The 18673-nt window shown below is 62.4% G+C and carries 16 protein-coding genes, 1 tRNA gene and 1 riboswitch; of the genes, 7 read left to right on the top strand and 10 right to left on the bottom strand.

Annotation, left to right across the window (positions count from 1 at the left end):
* Positions 1–12 precede the first annotated feature (12 nt).
* Positions 13–654 (top strand): S24 family peptidase, encoded by a 642-nt coding sequence (locus tag BUA69_RS12335; RefSeq protein ID WP_046134766.1) that lies wholly within the window; start codon positions 13–15, stop codon positions 652–654.
* Positions 651–1094, top strand: coding sequence for an aminoglycoside 6'-N-acetyltransferase (gene aac(6') / locus BUA69_RS12340; protein ID WP_046134811.1), 444 nt, complete (start codon positions 651–653; stop codon positions 1092–1094). Before BUA69_RS12335 ends, aac(6') begins: the two co-directional genes overlap by 4 nt.
* 148 nt (positions 1095–1242) lie before the next feature.
* Here aac(6') and BUA69_RS12345 read toward each other — a convergent pair whose 3' ends face one another.
* Positions 1243–2856: a lysine--tRNA ligase gene (locus BUA69_RS12345; RefSeq protein ID WP_046134767.1), complete on the bottom strand. Its 1614-nt coding sequence runs from the start codon at positions 2854–2856 to the stop codon at positions 1243–1245.
* 141 nt (positions 2857–2997) lie between these two features.
* On the opposite strand from BUA69_RS12345, the gene BUA69_RS12350 reads away from it, so the two are divergent.
* Complete coding sequence (locus tag BUA69_RS12350) at positions 2998–3411, top strand: tellurite resistance TerB family protein (RefSeq protein ID WP_046134768.1); 414 nt, start codon at positions 2998–3000, stop codon at positions 3409–3411.
* 313 nt (positions 3412–3724) lie between these two features.
* Here BUA69_RS12350 and BUA69_RS12355 read toward each other — a convergent pair whose 3' ends face one another.
* Complete coding sequence (locus tag BUA69_RS12355; RefSeq protein ID WP_046134769.1) at positions 3725–4540, bottom strand: transporter substrate-binding domain-containing protein; 816 nt, start codon at positions 4538–4540, stop codon at positions 3725–3727.
* A 104-nt stretch (positions 4541–4644) separates the two neighbouring features.
* Positions 4645–5850, bottom strand: coding sequence for an O-succinylhomoserine sulfhydrylase (gene metZ, locus BUA69_RS12360; protein ID WP_046134770.1), 1206 nt, complete (start codon positions 5848–5850; stop codon positions 4645–4647).
* 35 nt (positions 5851–5885) lie between these two features.
* A riboswitch (SAM riboswitch) is annotated at positions 5886–5963 on the bottom strand.
* 76 nt (positions 5964–6039) lie between these two features.
* Between metZ and BUA69_RS12365 the strand changes: the two genes are divergently transcribed.
* From BUA69_RS12365 to BUA69_RS12380, 4 genes are all read left to right on the top strand, one after another.
* Positions 6040–7149, top strand: a complete 1110-nt coding sequence (locus BUA69_RS12365) for a 2'-deoxycytidine 5'-triphosphate deaminase (protein ID WP_046134771.1) — start codon at positions 6040–6042, stop codon at positions 7147–7149.
* Between the two features lie 49 nt (positions 7150–7198).
* A complete protein-coding gene (locus BUA69_RS12370; RefSeq protein ID WP_052950470.1) occupies positions 7199–8470 on the top strand; it encodes a methyltransferase family protein in 1272 nt (423 codons plus the stop codon).
* Between the two features lie 35 nt (positions 8471–8505).
* Positions 8506–8579: transfer RNA gene (locus BUA69_RS12375), tRNA-Gly, on the top strand.
* A 720-nt stretch (positions 8580–9299) separates the two neighbouring features.
* Positions 9300–10262, top strand: coding sequence for a phosphotransferase family protein (locus BUA69_RS12380; RefSeq protein WP_046134772.1), 963 nt, complete (start codon positions 9300–9302; stop codon positions 10260–10262).
* A gap of 658 nt (positions 10263–10920) precedes the next feature.
* Here the strand turns inward: BUA69_RS12380 and BUA69_RS12385 are convergent.
* The 7 genes from BUA69_RS12385 to BUA69_RS12415 all read right to left on the bottom strand — a co-directional run bounded on the left by BUA69_RS12385 (position 10921) and on the right by BUA69_RS12415 (position 18669).
* Positions 10921–11595, bottom strand: coding sequence for an RraA family protein (locus BUA69_RS12385; protein WP_046134773.1), 675 nt, complete (start codon positions 11593–11595; stop codon positions 10921–10923).
* 19 nt (positions 11596–11614) lie between these two features.
* Positions 11615–12622 (bottom strand): hydroxyacid dehydrogenase, encoded by a 1008-nt coding sequence (locus tag BUA69_RS12390; protein ID WP_046134774.1) that lies wholly within the window; start codon positions 12620–12622, stop codon positions 11615–11617.
* Positions 12615–13478, bottom strand: coding sequence for an HpcH/HpaI aldolase/citrate lyase family protein (locus BUA69_RS12395; protein WP_046134775.1), 864 nt, complete (start codon positions 13476–13478; stop codon positions 12615–12617). Before BUA69_RS12395 ends, BUA69_RS12390 begins: the two co-directional genes overlap by 8 nt.
* Complete coding sequence (locus BUA69_RS12400; RefSeq protein ID WP_046134814.1) at positions 13475–14686, bottom strand: CaiB/BaiF CoA transferase family protein; 1212 nt, start codon at positions 14684–14686, stop codon at positions 13475–13477. The genes BUA69_RS12395 and BUA69_RS12400 overlap by 4 nt, the downstream gene beginning before the upstream one ends.
* Before the next feature lie 10 nt (positions 14687–14696).
* On the bottom strand, positions 14697–15773 hold the full coding sequence (locus tag BUA69_RS12405) for an ABC transporter ATP-binding protein (protein ID WP_046134776.1): 1077 nt from the start codon (positions 15771–15773) through the stop codon (positions 14697–14699).
* A complete protein-coding gene (locus BUA69_RS12410; RefSeq protein ID WP_046134777.1) occupies positions 15766–17484 on the bottom strand; it encodes an ABC transporter permease in 1719 nt (572 codons plus the stop codon). Before BUA69_RS12410 ends, BUA69_RS12405 begins: the two co-directional genes overlap by 8 nt.
* A 75-nt stretch (positions 17485–17559) precedes the next feature.
* Positions 17560–18669, bottom strand: a complete 1110-nt coding sequence (locus tag BUA69_RS12415; RefSeq protein ID WP_046134778.1) for an ABC transporter substrate-binding protein — start codon at positions 18667–18669, stop codon at positions 17560–17562.
* Between the last annotated feature and the right edge of the window lie 4 nt (positions 18670–18673).

Raw genomic sequence — 18673 nt, forward strand, 5'->3', positions numbered from 1 at the left:
TCGGGTTGAGCCATGCTTTCACATCGCGCCATCTGGGACGGCATCGACGCGCTGGCGCGCCGGCACGGCCATTCGGTCTCGGCGCTGGCCAAGCTGGCCGGGCTCGACGCGACTGCGTTCAACGTTTCCAAGCGCGTCAGCAAGGACGGACGCGAGCGCTGGCCCTCGACCGAGAGCATTGCCAAGATCCTGGAAGCGACCGGCGAAAATTTTGACGCCTTTCTCAACGGCAGTGGAGCGTTCCTGCAGATGAATGACAACCAGCCGATGCGCACGGTGCCGCTGCTGGGTCTGGCGCAGGCCGGTTCGGGCGGGTTCTTTGACAGTGCCGGCTTTCCCGCCGGCCAGGGTTGGGACGAGATTGCCCTGCCCTCGCCTGGAGAAGCCGGCATTTATGCGCTCGAAGTGCAGGGCGATTCAATGGAACCGCTCTATCGCGAGGGCGACCGCATCGTGGTGTCGCCGACCGAGCAGGTGCGCCGGGGCGACCGCGTGGTGGTCAAGACCCGCGACGGCGAGGTGATGGCCAAGATCCTGTTTCGGCAGAGCGCCCGGCAGGTCGAACTGCATTCGCTCAATCCGGCCTATGAGCCGCGCATGATCGACATGGTCGATATCGAGTGGATCGCGCGCATCATCTGGGCGAGCCAGTGATCGTCGCGCCGGCGACAGCGGCCGATCTGGCCGACTGGGCGGATTTGCGGCAGGCGCTGTGGCCCGATGATGGGCTGGATGGTCATAGGGCCGAAATCGCCGGGATGCTGGCGGCGCCTGATCTGGCCAATTTCATTGCCCGGACCGAAGATGGACTTGCTGCAGGACTGGCCGAGGCAAGCCTGCGACGGGACTATGTCAATGGCTGCGAGACCAGCCCGGTGGCGTTTCTGGAGGGTATTTACGTCATGCCCGAGTATCGGCGGTCCGGCATAGCCAGCCAACTCGTGGCGGCGGTCGAGGATTGGGCGCGGACCCGGGGCTGCAGCGAGTTCGCCTCGGACGCGTCACTCGATAATCTGCGTAGTCACGCCATGCACGCGGCGCTCGGCTTCGAGGAGACCCAGCGGGTGGTGTATTTCCGCAAGGTGCTGGACTGAGCGCAATGGGGCACCGCGCCTGAGCGGACGGGCCAATGACTGCTGCGCCCTACCCAATTGGCTGCCCGCAGGCCGGCGCCATAGGCAGCGCCGCTGAGTGTTGAACCTGGGTGGCGCATGCCGAAAGACCATGCGCCACACCAGTTTTCTAGGCCTTGAGCAGCTTTCCGGCCAGGGCGTCGGCGATCAGCTTGCGGGTTTCGGCAACGCCGAACAGGGCGATGAAGGAGCCGAAGCGCGGGCCCTGATCCTCGCCCAGCAGCACCTGATAGATGGCCTTGAACCAGTCGCGCAGCGGCTCGAACTTGTGGGCATTGCCGATCTCGTAGACGAGATCCTGCAATGCGGTGCCATCGGTGGAGCCTTCGTATTCCGCCAGCCGGTCGTAGAGGTCCTGCAGGGCGGCGCGCTCCTGATCGGTCGGGGCGCGATAGACCTTGTTGGGCTTAACCTTGTCATTGAAGTAGCGCACCGCATAGCCGGCGAGACGATCGATCTCGGGATGGGTCTCGGCGGTGGCGCCATGCAGGTAGCGCGAGATGAAGCCCCAGAGCACCTTGGTGTCTTCGGCATTGGCCGTGGCCACGAGGTTGAGCAGCAGCGCGAAGCTGACCGGCACTTCCGGATTGGGCACGGCGCCGTAGTGGACGTGAAAGACCGGGTTTTCCAGCCGCGCCGCAACATCCTGGTTCTGATAGGCGGCGATGAAGGCGTAATATTCGTCGACGGCGCGCGGAATGACATCGAAATGCAGGCGCTTGGCCGTGCGCGGCTTCTGGAACATGTAGAGCCCCAGGCTGTCATTGCTGGCATAGGTCAGCCATTCGTCGATGGTCAGGCCATTGCCCTTCGACTTGGAAATCTTCTGGCCTTCGGAATCCAGGAACAGCTCGTAGACATAGTGTTCCGGAGCCTTGCCGCCGAGGATCTCGCAGATCTTGTCGTAGATCGGCGCATTGGTCTGGTGGTCCTTGCCGAACATTTCGAAATCGACGCCGAGGGCGGCCCAGCGCATGCCGAAATCGGGCTTCCACTGCATTTTCACATGGCCGCCGGTGACCGGGACGGTGGTGTCGCGGCCATCTTCGTCAGTGAAGGTGATGGTGCCGTTCTTGGCATCGACTTCCTTCATCGGCACATAGAGCACGCGGCCGGAAATCGGCGAGATCGGCAGGAAAGGCGAATAGGTTGCCTGGCGCTCGGCGCCGAGCGTGGGCAGCATCACCTTCATGATGTCGTCGAAGCGCTCGGCGGCGCGCAGCAGCACGGCATCGAATTTGCCGGAGCGGTAATATTCGGTGGCGCTGGCAAACTCGTAGTCGAAGCCGAAAGTGTCGAGGAACCGGCGCAGCATGGCGTTGTTGTGATTGCCGAAGCTGGGATATTCATTGGTCCAGGGATCGGGCACTGCGGTCAACGGCTTCTGCAGGTGCGGCTCCATGGCCTCCCTGGAGGGCACGTTTTCCGGAATCTTGCGCATGCCATCGAGATCGTCGGAGAAGCAGATCAGCCGGGTTGGGATCTGGTCGCGGGTCAGCAGCCGGAAGGCCGTGCGCACCATGGTCGTGCGGGCCACTTCGCCGAACGTGCCGATATGGGGGAGACCGGAGGGGCCGTAGCCGGTTTCGAACAAGGCTTCGCCCTTGCCCGATTTCTCCAGCCGCTTCACCAGCTTTTTCGCTTCCTCAAACGGCCATGCACGGGCGGTCTGGGCGGCGTCGAAAAACGCAGGATCGAGAGCGGGGAGTGGAGCGGGAGACAAGGTGAAATGGCCTTTCGGGCTTGCGATATGTCGAGCGAGGTGTGTTGCATTCCCCGCTGCATGCGTCAATGCTGCCGCATCTTGCAACGGAGTGGTCGTATGCCCACTTTTCGCGCTCAGAATTGATATCGGAAAACCGCAATGACCCTTAATGCTCATGATGCCCTGATCCAGTTGATGATCGTCGCCGCCTCCTCCGACAGCACCATGACTGAGAAGGAACTGCTGCGCATCCAGGCGCTGGTGGGGCGGTTGCCGGTATTTGAAGGGTTTGACCGCGACCGGTTGACCGAAGTCGCCAATGCCTGCGCCGATAAATTGAATGGCCCCGGCGGGCTGGACCTATTGATGGACGACGCCATCGCCGCACTGCCGAAAAAGCTGCAGGACACCGCCTATGCGGTGGCGGTCGAGGTGACGGCCGTGGACCTGCATCTGGAGCAGGAGGAATTGCGCTTCCTTGAATTGCTGCGCGACAAGCTGGACCTGGATCGGCTGACCACCGCTGCCATCGAGGTCGCCGCGCGGGCGCGGCATCGCCGCATGCCGGGGTAAGGCTCGTGCTCCGTTCGAACTGACAGCCCCCCGGCCCGGCCGGGCAATTGCGGCGCGTGACGGTGGGGATGAGTATGAGCGATTTCCGGCCCGCTATTATACGCAGACAGCCTGCAGATATCACCGCCCCCAGCAGAAACCACGGTGCTGCCCGCGGGCCTGACCCGCGGGCCACTCGTCGCGCCTGCCGGGGTGAGAGTGACCCACGGGTCAGGCCCGTGGGCAGCCCGGTGATGGGGACCTGTTCGGTATGAGCCGTTGCGGAAGGCAAGACTCTTGCCTCGCCTCCTGACCAAGTGCCCCTGCAAGCGTCCTAGTAAAACCCCACCGGAAACCACCTCAGGTAAAGCTCGTCCAGCGAGCCGTCTTCCTTGAGTTTGACCAGCGCCCAGTCGATAGCGTGGCGGACGGCGTCGTGGCCGGCTGGGACGGCGATGGCAAGGCCTTCCCCGAACAGATCCGGACGAAAATAGGGTTCGCCGGCGAAGCCGCAGCAGCCCAGATTGTCATTGAGCCAGAACGAGGCGCGCATGGCGTCGCCAAAATAGGCGTCGGCGGTGTTGGCCTCGACCGCGGCCAGTGCCTCGATTTCGGTAGCAAAGCCGGTGACGGTCACATTGGGCAGGTAGCGCGCCAGGAACTCGGCATGGCTGGAGCCGGTGCGGACGGCAACGGATTTGCCGCCGAGCCTGTCCGGCGAAAAGCCGGCAACATCGGCGCTGCGGGTGACAAAGCGCCCAGGCAGCGCCAGGTAGATTGCCGAGAAATCGAACTGCTCGCCATTTTCGGGCGTCAGCGCCAGGCCGGCGATCAGGGCATCGCCCTGATTGTCGACAAGGGCGCTGGTGGCCTGCTCCCAGGGCCAGGCCTGTACGGTGCAGCCGACATCGACCTTGGCGCAGATGCGGCGGGCCAGATCGATATGAAAGCCGATCAATTCGCCCGTGCCATCGCGGAAATTGAACGGCGGGAAATCGGCAGTGGTCAGGAAGCGGATGGCGGGAACCGGCGTCAGATTGGGCAGGATTTCGCGGGCGCTGGGATCGGCATGATAGGGCAATGGCTGGGCCAGTGCGCCGATCGTGGCCAAGACCGATAGCGCCAGAACAGGCAATATCCGGGACAGCATCAGACACGACCTCGTGGTTCGACAGGCTCACCATGAGGTCTACTCATGAACAAGGCCTTGCGAAAGCGCTGCGTTCCCAGAGAAGCGGGAACCCAGCATGGGGACTAGATCTGGTCCAGCCCATAGAGCAGGTCGGCGATCAGGTCGTCACTATCCTCAAGCCCGACCGAGAGGCGCAGCAAACCGGGCTGGATGCCGGATTCCTGGCGGACTTCCTCGGTGAAGCGCTGGTGCGTCGTGGTACCGGGATGGGTGATCAGCGACTTGGCATCGCCCAGATTGTTGGAAATCAGGATCACCGCCAGCGAGTCACTGAGCTTGAACGCGGCCTCGCGGCCGCCCACGACTTCGAGCGCCACCAGGGTCGAGCCGGCGCTCATCTGCCGCTTGGCCAGGTCATATTGCGGATGCGACTTGTGGTGCGGATAGACCACGCGGGCGATCTTGGGGTGATCGGCCAGCGCATCGGCAATGCGCGCGGCGCTCTCGGTCATCTGCTTGACGCGTAGCGGCAGGGTTTCGAGCCCCTTGAGCAACAACCAGGCATTGAACGGGCTGAGCGTGGCGCCGGTCTGGCGCAGGAAGGTATGGACGTCGCCGGTGATCAGTTCCTTGCTGCCCAGCACGACACCGCCCAGCACCCGGCCCTGGCCATCGATATGCTTGGTGGCCGAATAGGTGACGAGATCGGCGCCCAGCTGCAGCGGCTTCTGGTACAGCGAGGTGGCAAAGACATTGTCGACGATCAGCTTGGCACCATGGGCGTGGGCGATCTCGGCAACGGCGGCGATATCGACCAGTTCCAGCGTCGGATTGGTCGGCGTCTCGATGAACACCACCTTGGTATTGGGCTGCATGGCGCGGGCAAAGTTCTCGGGATCGCGGCCATCGACCAGTGTCGACGCCACACCCCAGCGCGGCATGAAATCTTCCACCACGAACCGACAACCGCCAAACAGCGCCCGCGAGGCGACGATGTGATCGCCGGCGCGGACCTGGCTCATCACCGCATTGGTGACCGCGGCCATGCCGGTGGCAAAGCTGCGGGCCGCCTCGGCGCCTTCGAGCAGCGCCATGCGGTCCTGGAACATGTCGAGCGTGGGATTGGCGAAGCGCGAATAATTGTGGCCGGAGACCTCGCCCTTGAACAATTTCTCGGCGTGCTCGGAGCTGGGATAGCTGTAGCCCGAATTGAGGAACAGCGCTTCGGAGGTTTCCCCGAACGGTGTCCGCTCGGTGCCGCCATGAACCAGCTGCGTCGCGGGCGAGAGTTTGGAGGGATCATTGAGGGGGTTGTTGGACTTGGACATGCCGTGCCTTCAAACAAAAAACCGGCGCGCAGGGGCGGCCGGTTGAAACGGTCTCTTAGCAACTTGTTTAAAGTGGCTGCAACCAGACCGGCCAAATCACCACTGGGGCGCGATGTAAGGCCAATTGGCCCTTGGCGTCAATTGCGTGGGTTGCTAGGGGAGTGCATGTCAGGCCCGGATGAGGACACCATGAGCAACCAGACTTGGCCGCAAGGCGTGTTTCCAGCCCGGCTGATCGAAAAGCTGCGCGCCGAGGGCGCCATCGCCACCGGGCGCGCCTTCGACAGCGATCAGGTGCAGCCAGCCAGCCTCGACCTGCGGCTGGGCGAAACCGCGTTCCGCGTACGCTCGAGCTTCCTGCCGGGGCCCAGCCATTCGGTGGCCGAGCGGATCGATGCGCTCAAGCTGCATGAAATCGACCTCAAGCACGGCGCCGTGCTGGAGCGGGGCTGCGTCTATCTGGTGCCGCTGCAGGAAAGCCTGGCCTTGCCCGACATGGTCAGCGCTTCGGCCAATCCAAAAAGCTCGACCGGCCGGCTGGACGTCTTCACCCGCGTCATTGGCGACCGCGCCCGCGGCTTTGACCAGATGCCTGCCGGCTATCACGGGCCGCTTTATCTCGAAGTCAGCCCCCGCACCTTCCCCATCCTGGTGCGCACGGGCTCCCGCCTCAGCCAGATGCGCTTCCGCTGCGGCGATCATCGCCTGAGCGTCGCCGAGCATCAGGCACTGCATGCCAGCGACACGCTGGTGTTCAACAATGACGTGCCGGTGGCAGAGGGCGTGGCGCTTTCCATCGACCTCAAAGGTGATGGCCGCAACGGCTTGATCGGTTTCCGCTCGCGCCGGCACACCGCTGTGGTCGATGTCGACAAGAAGGCTGCGCTCGACGTGCTGGACTTCTGGGATCCCCTGTTCAATCGCGGCCGCGAGGAGCTGATCCTGGATCCCGACGAATTCTACATCCTCGTCAGCGACGAGGCCGTGCATGTGCCACCCAGCCATGCCGCTGAAATGGTGCCGTTCGATCCACTGGTGGGTGAATTCCGCGTGCATTATGCCGGCTTTTTCGATCCCGGCTTTGGCCACTCGGCCGCCGGCGGCACCGGCAGCCGCGCCGTCCTGGAAGTGCGCAGCCGCGAAGTGCCGTTCCTGCTCGGACACGGTCAGACCATTGGCCGGCTGATCTACGAAAAACTCGCCGAAGCCCCCGACCGTCTTTACGGCTCGGCGCTGAACTCCAACTACCAGGCCCAGACCCTCAAGTTGTCCAAGCACTTCAAGCCCTATCCGGGCTAGCGGTCTCCGGGGCTGTTAGCCCCGGTTTAACCGGCCTCCGGATAAGAATGTGCGGTACTGGCAGGGGGCCGCCGTGCCGCATTCGGTGACATCGCAATGGATCAACGCTGCCGGGCTCGTCGCCATGCTGGTCGCCACGATTGTGGTGACGGCACTGGGCGTCCCGGCCGTCATCGCCGCGTTCCTCTGTTTGCTGGCCTATGCCCTGCCGGTGGCGGTGCTGGAACTGGGCCTGCTCAAGGTGCATCGCCGCGCCTCCACCGGCCTCGACTGGGACCGGCCGGCCGCGCCGGTGAACTGGCGACGCGTTGGCATCAAGCTGATCGGCTTTTTTGGCACGCTGGGCGCCGTCGCATTGGCCCATTGGGCCATCCGCCTCTACCAGATCGAGGAGATAGCGAGCGTGGGCGCGCTGCTGCTGGCCCTGTCGTGGATCATCGCTCCCATAGTCATAGCCTATTTTGTCGCCGTCGATCGGGTGATGATCGCGCCGCGTGACGGCTATTGGCAGGCCGGCAAGCTGCTGCTGGGGCGCTCCGATCAGGTGGATTGGCCGGCCCTGCGGGCCTTTGCCATGGGCTGGGTGGTCAAGGGCCTGTTCCTGCCGATCATGCTGGTCTACCTGATCGGCGCCCATCAACGCCTGCAAGTCAATATCGATATGGTAACCAGCGGCCATCTGCTGGCCGTGCGCTGGCTGACCGATTTCGTGGCGGCTTGCGAACTGGCGATTGTCTGCGTCGGTTATACGCTGACGGTTCGGGCGCTCGACGCCCATATCCGATCGACCAATCCATATCTGGGGGCCTGGCTGGTGACGCTGGCCTGCTACGAGCCGTTCAACCAATTGGTCAGCGGGCGGTTGCTCGATTATACCGACGGGATCCACTGGTATGACTGGCTGGGCGGCCTGCCGATCCTGTCATGGCTCTGGGCGCTGGCACTGCTGGCCAGCTTCGCAGTCTGGCTCTGGGCGACTGCGGCCTTCGGACTGCGCTGGTCCAACCTGACCAATCGCGGCATCATCACCAACGGGCCCTACCGCTTCACCAAGCATCCGGACTATCTGGCCAAGAGCATCTTCTTCTGGTTGATCCACATGCCGTTCCTGTCGCTGGGCGGACCAATCGAGGCGTTGCGGGCCTGCCTGCTGCTGGGGCTGATCAATGCCATCTATTTCCTGCGCGCCCGCATGGAAGAGAAACACCTCTCCGCCGACCCCGATTATGTTGCCTATGCCATGGCGATGAACCAGCGCGGGATGTTCTCCCAGCTGGGCCGGCTGGTGCCGGCATTGCGATACACCCCTGCCCCCGCTTGACGCCCCGACCAAATTCACGCATCTAGTGACGCGTTGCGGGTGTAGCTCAATGGTAGAGCTTTTGCTTCCCAAGCAAGTGACGAGGGTTCGATTCCCTTCACCCGCTCCACTCTACGTGAACGCGCCTTTTCGGCGCTCGCATGCATTAAGCTTTTCGTTTTGTTGGTCAATTTGCTGGTTAGCTGTGTCGAGCATACAGCTACTAACCAACATTTCCTGACCCCAAGCATTTGAAATAATTGCAAGATTTCTCGAATGAGCTTCCGTATTCCGACGAGAGTTCGATTCCCTGAATAGGAATCAAATTGGCACCGACTAGGCCGGGCCTCATGGGGATAAACGTGCAATTGGGTCGAAGAGCATGTCGCCACAAAGCGGCTGGTCGGTCGGACTACTATGCACGCGAAGGTCGCGATCAAAACCTTCGCCACCATAGCGCCGCTCGTCATCCCAATGGCGGGTATGGGGTGGTTTGCGGACAGGCGGCTTTTGGTGACTTGATTGCGAAATCCGGCATCAATTGACACGTGTCCTGACATCCGGTGCAACATACGAACCTGACTTCAGCACCGTGCAGCTATGGGGATTGCAGGGCCAGAAAAGTGATGCATAAAGCCTGATTTTAGGGCTGTCTCTTCGCGTGAGATTGTTGAGGTCGAGCGTGGGCACGTCCTAGCGGAAGCCAAGATTGGTCGTTTCAACCTGTTGAGCGATACACCACTGCTGAAAAAGCAGGCGACCCGTGACCTAGCCAAATCCGTTACAGGATAGACGAACTTTGGCCGAGCACTCGGACTAACCGCATCTGATACACAATGGAAAAACAACAATGAAAGAGTCCAGTAAAAGTATTCATCCGCTTGATGAACATCGGGACCCGATCAGCACAGCGCTTGTCCGAAGCTTGGCCGCTGAGGTAGCGGCTCAATACGGTGGCGACCTCGCGCGAATGCAGCGAGCCAATGGATACTCGAACGCGACTTGGGTCGGTAATGGCATTGCCGTGCGTATTGCGCATACAGCTGTCGGCATGGCACGCGAGGTTGCGATTTTGCGCGCTCTACCCAAAGAGGTCGGGCATCCCGAAATTCTTGGTGAGGGCACTACCAATGGCCATGGCTGGATCGTGAGCGCAGAGATTCGCGGCCAGAACCTTCACGAGGCGTGGTCGACGCTGACGCCTGCGCAAAGGGAAGCGGCGGTCCGTCAACTGTGGGCTCGGGCTCAGATAGTGCACGACGCGACCCCGTCGCTCAGCACGATAGTCGCATCTCACGGGGGGTTCATACCGGCTACGTTTGATGCTGCCATCGCGGCGGCTGACCGTGCCAACGTCAAGCTGGGACTTTCCAGTGCTCAGCAGTCGCAGCTCTATAAGGTCATAGAAGGTTATTTCCGGGCTGCGCCGTTAGTTGAACAAATCGCCAACCATGGCGATCTCGCGCTGATGAATGCCTTATGGGAAGGAGACGTCATCGCCTTGCTGGACTTTGAGTTCGCCGTGCTCGGTCCCGTCGAGATCGACCTGTGCCGGTTGGTATGCGAGGCCTGCGTATCCGACGATGGCCATCTAATTAATTCGGACGCAGGCAACGCCACCATCGAAATCGCGGCTCGTTATATGGATCCAATTCATGGGCCTTCGCTTATCCATGGCGCAGCGGTTCTCGACCAGTTGCGAGATATTGACATCTGGACGGCCTCTGAAAGTGTCGAGGACTGGCGACCGTGCCGCCTGCTCGCTGGGCTACTCAGCGTAAACGGCGGCTATCTCGCTCCGCTACTCAAATAGCCAATCCGCAATTACCGGTCTGGGCTATGAGCCACTGTCGGTTCGATGCACACACACGCGCTCTGCGCCTATCGTTCCATAGTCGCAAATATGAGCTGCGAACGGCAGCTTTCGGGATTGGGCAATCTTACTTCCGATGACCGGAACGGGGTCGCGTGCGGCCATTTGGATCGCTGGTGTTCTGATGGCGGCCACCTAGCGCCACTGGTGTCGCTACGACAGTGACTAGAAAGGTATTTTTCTGGATTTGGCCGATACTCGAGGAAACTAGGCTCAAATCGTCTCATCGCATCTAACAGCCAACGCTTTTATCGGTATTTTCGACGGCACCCACGCGCGCCATAACTCAGCTATACCGTATTGCCGCTGCCGGATGTTCAGCTTCGCAACGCAAGATCGGTCGGTAAGGCAGAAAACTGCCGGACAGGGCAGGCCTCTATCTTTTTATCACACCGACTGGTGGAAAATCCTGGCGTGAACAGCCTCGCGTTCTGTTGGCGGCTTCGGGGTTAGACTTGATGTCGCTATTCGAACTCGACGCGTGGCGCTTCGTCCAGACACGGCTCCAGGCGCTCGGCCTGGCGGTCGATCCCCGACCGAAGCGAGCCCTGTGGACAGTTTGGCCATGGCCAGCCGCTGGAAGACCATGGCCAAACGCTTACACGTAGACGCAGCCCTTTTGCGCGAGCGCCTTGTCGATCCAGCTTTTGTCGACAGAGCCGTCGAGGGTCTGCGCCATCTGCTTCTCCTCCGCCGCGAATTTTTTGCGGGCGCCGGCAAGGACCTCGGCAAGGTCGGCCTTGGGCACGCAGACCACGCCGTCGAGATCGCCCAGCATCAGGTCGCCGGATTCGATCACCATGCCCTCGATGGCGATGGGAAAACCGATTTCGCCCGGTCCATCGCGATAGGGTCCGCGGTGGGTGACGCCGACCGCATAGACCGGCAGGTTCTGGTCCTTGAAGGCCTGCGCGTCGCGAATGGCGCCATTCAGCACGAAGCCGCCCACGCCACGCTTGATGGCATGGGCCAACATCAATTCGCCCATCAGCGAATTGGTGGTGTCGCCAGCCGCATCGACAACGATGATATCGCCCGGCTGGGCCATTTCGATGGCTTTGTGGATCATCAGGTTTTCACCCGGCCGCGCCTTGACGGTGAGGGCAGCGCCAGCCAGCACGCCGGCGGTGTGCATGGGGCGCAGCGCCACACCGCCGCCCACCAGGCGCGACATCACATCGCTGACGACGGCGACGGGAAGTTCAGAGAAATCGGTGACGAAAGCCTGGTCCAGGCGTTCCCACTGGCTGCGAATACGAAAGCCGCTGGTCATAAATTGTCCTCAGTCGAAATCAGGATGCGGAAAGTTCGGAGACACGGGCCAGGCTGCGTTCGTCTGCAGGGGCGCCGTCGAGCACCGAGATGATGTGGCGCGCGGCGGTCTCGGCCATCTGGATGGCAGACCCCTTGGTGACGCCAGCGACATGCGACGTGACCAGCAGATTGTCCATTGCCCAGAGCGGGCTGTCGACAGGCGGTGGCTCCACTGAAAAACTGTCGAGGCCGGCGCCGGCGATCCGCTTGCGCGCCAGGGCATCGAGCAATGCTGCCTCATCAATAATGCCGCCGCGCGCCGTATTGACGATGATGGCATCGGACTTCATCTGCTCGATGCGGGCGGCATTGATGAGATTGCGCGTCTCATTGGTCAGGGGGCAATGCAGGCTGACGATATCGGCGCGTGACACGAGGTCGTCGAGCGTCACCGGCTCGAAGCCGCAATCGCTGGCCGCCTGCGGCGTCATCGGGTCGAACACCAGTACCGTCATGCCGAGGGCTGCAGCCAGTCGGCCGGTCTCCTTGCCGATCGAGCCGAAGCCGACCAGCCCGATCACCGAGCCGGCAATATCGCGGCCGATGAAGCTGGGCTTGGGCCAGGCGCCGCCCTTGATGGCCTTGTCGAGTGTCGGCAATTGCTTGAGCAACGCAATGGCCAGCGCGATCGAATGCTCGGCAACGGCCAGTGCATTGGAGCCCATCGAGCGCAGCACCGGCACGCCCCGCGCCGCTGCGGCAGCGATATCGACATTGTCGACGCCGACGCCATGCTTGACGATCACCTTGAGCTTGGGAGAGGCGTTGATGACCTCTGCGTTGATCTGGCCCTGGCGGACCATGATCGCGTCGACGCCAAGCTCGGCGCAGCGTGCGGCGACCGCATCGGACGGCGTGTAGGGGGGCGAGAAATAGACGTCGATATCATTGGCGTTGAGCAGCGCCACCGCGCTGGCCGCGATGGTATTGTGGGTCACCAGAATACGGCGCCCGCGCTGACCGGTAGCGGCAGACAAATCAGCCATTGTTGTGCTCCAGAGTGCTGGCCAGCGCGAGCAGCGCCCTGGCCCGGGAAACGATCGGGGCATCGACGAACTTGCCATCGACGGTATGAGCGCCGATGCCACCCGACGCCGCCTGCTCGTCGGCCGCGACGACCTTGCTGGCCCAGGCAATATCGGCTTCGCTGGGCGAAAAGGCCGTATTGAGCGTCGCGACAATTGAGGGATGGATGCAGCTGGCGCCGTCGAAGCCGAACTGCCGCGCCTCGATGGCGGCAGCGCGCATGCCATCGAGATCGTTATAGTCGGCCACGGTACGCAGCAGCCCAAAGGAGCGCACACCGGCCGCCCTGGCAGCGAGATGGATCATCTGCTTGGGCAGGCTCAGCACCTGTGGCAGGGGGAGCCCGCCCATCGCCGTGGCCAGGTCCTCGCCGCCACCGCTGAGGGCGAAGACGCGCGGACCTCTGGCGATATCGAGGGCTCCCAGGACCCCCAGCGGGCTTTCGATCAGCGGCACAAAGACCATGGGCTCGCGCCCCAGTTCGGCCTCGATGGGGGCCAGGAAATCCGCCATGGCGACGAGCACTGCGGCAGAATCGACCTTGGGAATATAGATGCCGAAGGCTCCTGCCCGGCACGCCGCTTCGGCATCGGCAAAGCGGCGGTCATCGGTGGCGTTGATGCGCACCAGAACCGGCGCGCCGGACCTGCCCGCCATGCTGACTGACTCAGCCAGCGCCTCGCGGGCCGGAGTCTTCATCGATGGCGCGACGGCATCTTCCAGGTCGATAATGATTGCATCGGCGCCGCGGGCATGGGCCTTTTCAATGAACCTTGGATTGCTGCCGGGCACATAGAGCAGCGAGCGGATAATCACGACGGCGCTCCCTTGAGGATCTGCGCAATATCGGCTTCGGCAATGCCGGCATCGCGCAGCACCTGCCTGGTGTGTTCGCCATGTCCGGGCGCCTGGCGCCGCCACACGCCGGGGGTTTCAGAAAGCCGTGGCAGGATATTGTGCATGGGTAGCGTACCGTTCTCGGCATCTTCCACATCGACGATGATTTCGCGCTCGGCATAGTGGGGATCGGCCGAAATATCGGCAATGTCATAGACCGGGCCAACCGTTGCGCCGGCGGCGCGCATCTCCGCAAGGGCCTGCTCGCGGCCGCGCTGGGCAAACCAGGCAGCTATCGGCGCATCCACCAGGGAGCGATGCCGCACCCGCTCGGCATTGCTTGCAAAGCGCGGGTCGGTCTTCATCTCGGGGTGGCCGATAATGTCGAATATGCGCATGGCAACGGTCTGGGTGGAGCCCGACAGGGCGGCGTATTTGCCGTCGTTGCATTTGTAGACATTGCGTGGCGAGACGGTGTTGGAGGCGCTGCCCGAACGCTCTTTGACCTTGCCGGTGACCTTGTAGATCGCCGCTTCCGGCCCAAGCACTGCATACATGGGCTCGAGCAGGGACAGATCGATTACCTGGCCTTTGGCGAGACCCTTTTCACGGGCCAGCAGGGCCATGGTCACGGCCTGCGCGCCATAGATTCCTGCGATCATGTCGGCCAGCGCCAGCGGCGGCAGCACCGGTTCGCGATCGGGAAAGCCGGTGCGGGCGGCAAAGCCGCTCATGGCCTCGACCAATGTGCCAAAGCCTGGATTCTGGGCATAGGGACCGGTCTGGCCGAAGCCCGAGATGCGGACCACGATCAGGTCGGGATTGAGCGCCAGCAGGACGTCCGGTGCCAGACCCATCTTTTCGAGCGTGCCCGGCCGATAATTCTCGATGAACACGTCGGCCGTCGGGATCAGTGCCTTGAGCGCTGCCATATCGACGGATTCGCGCAGGTTGAGCAGGACGGAGCGCTTGTTGCGGCCATAGGTCTTCCAGTGCAGCGACTGGCCGTCATCGATCCAGTCTCGCAGCGGGTCGCCATCGGGTGGCTCGATCTTGATGACATCGGCACCAAAATCGGCCAGTTGCACCGACAGCATGTTGCCGGCGACCAATCGCGACAGGTCGAGCACCCTGGTCCCGCTCAGCGGGCCGGTGGCCTCGGGTTGGAAGTGTCTGGTTTTAGTCATCACCCGGTCCTCAGGCTTCGCCTGGGCGGTCGGCATAGACGGCGGTGGCCTCGGGCGGAATACGGACCTTGACCCTGCCCGGCTGGATCTCATGCGGTGTCAGAATGCGCAGTTCGCCGCCGCCCACATCGACGGCATATTGATAAGTCGAACCGAGATAGGTGCTGCCGGCAATATCGACCTCGATCGTATTGTCGGTGGCCGGCGGCGCGACTTCGATACGCTCGGGGCGCACGGCGACGACCAGCGAACCGTCGGCTTTTGCCGAACCCGGCGCGGTCTTGATGCGCACGCCATTTCCCAGCTCGACGACATTATGGGTGCTGTTGGATTCCACCAGCTTGCCGGCCAGGAAGTTGGACGAACCGATAAAGTCGGCAACAAAGGAATCCGTCGGACGCTCATAGATATCCTTGGGCGTGCCGAGCTGGCGCAGATGGCCCATGCTCATTACGGCAACGCGGTCAGACACGGCCAGGGCCTCTGACTGGTCATGCGTCACATAGATGGTGGTGACGTTGAGGCGTTCCTGCAATTCGCGCAGCCAGACCCGGGCCCGCTCGCGCAACTTGGCATCGAGGTTGGACAGCGGCTCGTCGAGCAGCAGGAGGCTTGGACGATAGACCAGCGCACGAGCCAGCGCCACACGCTGCTGCTGCCCACCGGACAGCTCGAACGGGAAGCGCTCGGCATAGGGCAGCATTTCGACCAGCGACAGCGCTTCCTTGATGCGCTCGTCGCGCTCGGCTCGGCCCATCTTGCGCAGCTTGAGCGGGAAGGCCAGGTTGTCGGCCACGCTCATATGCGGCCATAGCGCATAGGACTGGAACACCAGGCCGATATTGCGGTGTTCGGGCGGCACGAAGGTCTTTTTCGACCCGTCGAATAGCACCTTGTCGCCGATGCGGATGATCCCGGAGGTCGCGTGATTAAGGCCAGCGACCGAGAATAGTGTCGTCGACTTGCCGCAGCCCGAGGGGCCCAGCAAGGTGAGGAATTCGCCTGCAGCGACATCGATGGAGATGTCGTTGACGGCGGTAACGCCACCATAGCGGATGGTGAGGTTTTCGAGGACAAGGTTAGCCATAGATACGGGCTCCCAGAACGCGGCGGGCGAGGAACACAAACACCGCGGTGATGATGACTTGAATGGTAGCAAGGGCGGAGACGGGGCCGTTGTCACCCTGCGCGACGAGTTGCAGCATGGTGGTGCCGATGATTTCCGATCCCGGCTGGAACAGGAAAGCCGCCGTTACATATTCCTTGAAGAAGTGGATGAAGAGCAGCGCATAGCAGGAGAACAGCGCCGGCTTGAGGATCGGCATGATGATCCGCGTGACGGTGGTCCACCAGTCGGCACCCGAGATGCGGGCACCACGATCGAGCTCCTCGCCAATCTGGGACAGCGCCGGCGAGATGGTGCCGAAGCCGACCGGGATGTAGCGCAGGATGAAGGCCAGTACGAGAATCCAGATGGTGCCCCGCACGACGTCCAGACCGGGCAGCCAGACCACGGCATAGAAGAAGCCAAGGCCGGCGATGATGCCGGGGACGGCCCGGGGGAACAGCGCCAGATACTCGAGCGGACGGCCCAGCCTGAACTCGGAGCGGCGAGCCACCAAGGCGATGAGAGTGACGAAGAACGTGCCGATGAAAGCGCCGACCAGCGAGATGATGATCGAATTGGTGATCGAGCGCATGTAGTTGGCCGACGAGAAGATCAGCTCGAAATTTGCCGTCGTCAGCAGTTTCCAGAACGGCACCAGCGGCGTCAGGAAGCTCACCCCTGCCCGCAGGAAGATGCCGGCGAACACGGTGATGATGGTGAAGAACAGGAAGGCAAAGACAATGCCAAAGGCTGGCCAGCGCCAAGCGCCGAGGTCGAGCAGAGCCGGGCGGCTGGCCTTGCCGCGCACGGTGACAAAGCGCCCGCTGCCCTTCATCAGGAAGCCCTGCAGCCAGACGAGGAAGGCCACGACGATCAGGAGGATCACGGCGGCAGCGCCGACAATGCCATATTCGGGACGGACAGCAGCGTTGATGCCCTGGTCATAGAGGAAGGTCGTGATGGTCTGGATGCCGCTGGGACCACCGAACAGCAGCGGAATGGCGAGCATTTCGATGCCGATGACAAAGTTGAGCACAGCTGAATAGATGATCGCCGGACGCATCATGGGCACGGTAACCGACCAGAGCGCACGGAACGGGCCGGCGCCGGCCGAACGCGCGGCGTCTTCGAGCTGCGCATCGGCCTTGGTGACGGCGCCAAGGCACATCAGGAAGGCCAGCGGCGCCTGGCTGAGCCCCGCCACGACACCCATGCCGGCGATGGAATAGAGGTCCCATGGCGCAAGCCCGAACCAGCTCTTGAAGGCCAGGGTGATGAAGCCCGAGGGGCCATACATGGTGAACCAACCAAAGGCGATCACCAGGTTCGAGACGAACAAAGGCCAGACGAAGATTTCGCCGAACCAGGCCCGGCCCGGCAGGTTGGTGCGTCCGATCAGCACCGCCATGACAGCGCCGAAGACCTGGGCGACCACCATGGTCAGCACCGCAAAGAACAGCGTGTTGAGGAAAATGGCCAACATGCCGGCTTCGCTGAACAGCCGGCCAAAATTGGCCAGAGTCGCACCTGCATCGGCCGCGTAGAGCGGCTTGTCCAGGAAGGCCTGGATGACAATGGGTGCGATCGGCCCAATGACCAGCACGGCCGTCAAGATCGAGACGCCCCAGAAGATCAGTTGGGAACGGTCGATGAACGGGGCTTTCGCCCGCGTTTCGCTAAAGTCAGTCATGTTGATGATCCATGTTCCGCCGGCAGGACGGTCGACCGGCAATGACCGACCGTCCTCGTCGCGGGAGTGAGGCGTTTACTGGCCCTGGAGAGCGGCATTCCACTTGACGACGAAGTCGCTGGCCTCGGTGATGAGGCCTTCGTCAAAACCGGCGACGATCAGGTTGTCGGCGCCGATCAGCTCGGTGATGCCTTGGTAGGTATAGCGGACCTGATCCTCGGCAACGTCGTCGCGGTAGGGAACGAGCCCGCCCTTGCCGACCAGCGTCTGCCCCTGGTTGCTGAGGGCAAAGTCAACGAACAGCTTGGCCGAGTTGGGGTTGGCCGCGCCTTCTGGAATGCCCATGCCGCGCAGCATCATGATGGTGCCGTCATCGGGGAAGGAGAAGCCGAGAATTTCGCCGCCGGGCTGCTCGAGACGCGGGAAAATGGTGATGCCCGAGACAGCGATGCCGGTCACATATTCGCCGGTGGCGATCTTCTCGTTCATCGCGCCGCCCGAGGTCTCGCCGCGGATCATCTTGCCGATCTGGCGCAGGTCGGCCCAGCCTTCCTCGCCTTTGACGTTCATGTAGTTCCACCAGGCGGCAAGGCCGAAGGAATTGCGGGCGGCGTCATAGGTGGTGATCCTGCCGTCGAACGTGCCGGGATCGGCGACAGCGTCTTCGACCAGCGACTTGAGGCCGGTTGGGCGCTTGTCTTCGGGCAGCAGTGCCGCGTTGTAGGTGATGACCAGCGGATCGGATGACAGCACGCTCACACCCGGATAAGGATTGGCGAAATCGGGCAGCTGCGCCAGTTCGGGGCTCTCATAGGCCATCATCTGGTCGCCTTCGACGCCATAGCTGGCCCAACGGTCATTGGCACCGGACACCAGGATATCGGCGGAGCGCGACCCGGAACCGGCTTCGGCTTCCCAGCGCGAATGCACGGTGCCCGAACCCAGATCAAGCGTCTCAACATTGATCCATGGATACTGGGCCTTGAAGCCCTCAAGCAGCGGCGCCCAGTTGTTGTCAGCCATGTTGGAATAGATGACGATGCCAGCTTCGGCGCGCGAGCCTTCGATCAGGTCAGCATAATCGGCCGGATAATAATCCGGCACCGGCACGGTCTGCGCAAAGGCGCTGACCGATAGGGCTGCAAAGCTGGCGATGACAAGGCTGGTCTTTAGAACATGCTTCATGTGA

This window comes from Devosia limi DSM 17137 (genome assembly GCF_900128975.1).
Taxonomy (GTDB): domain Bacteria; phylum Pseudomonadota; class Alphaproteobacteria; order Rhizobiales; family Devosiaceae; genus Devosia; species Devosia limi.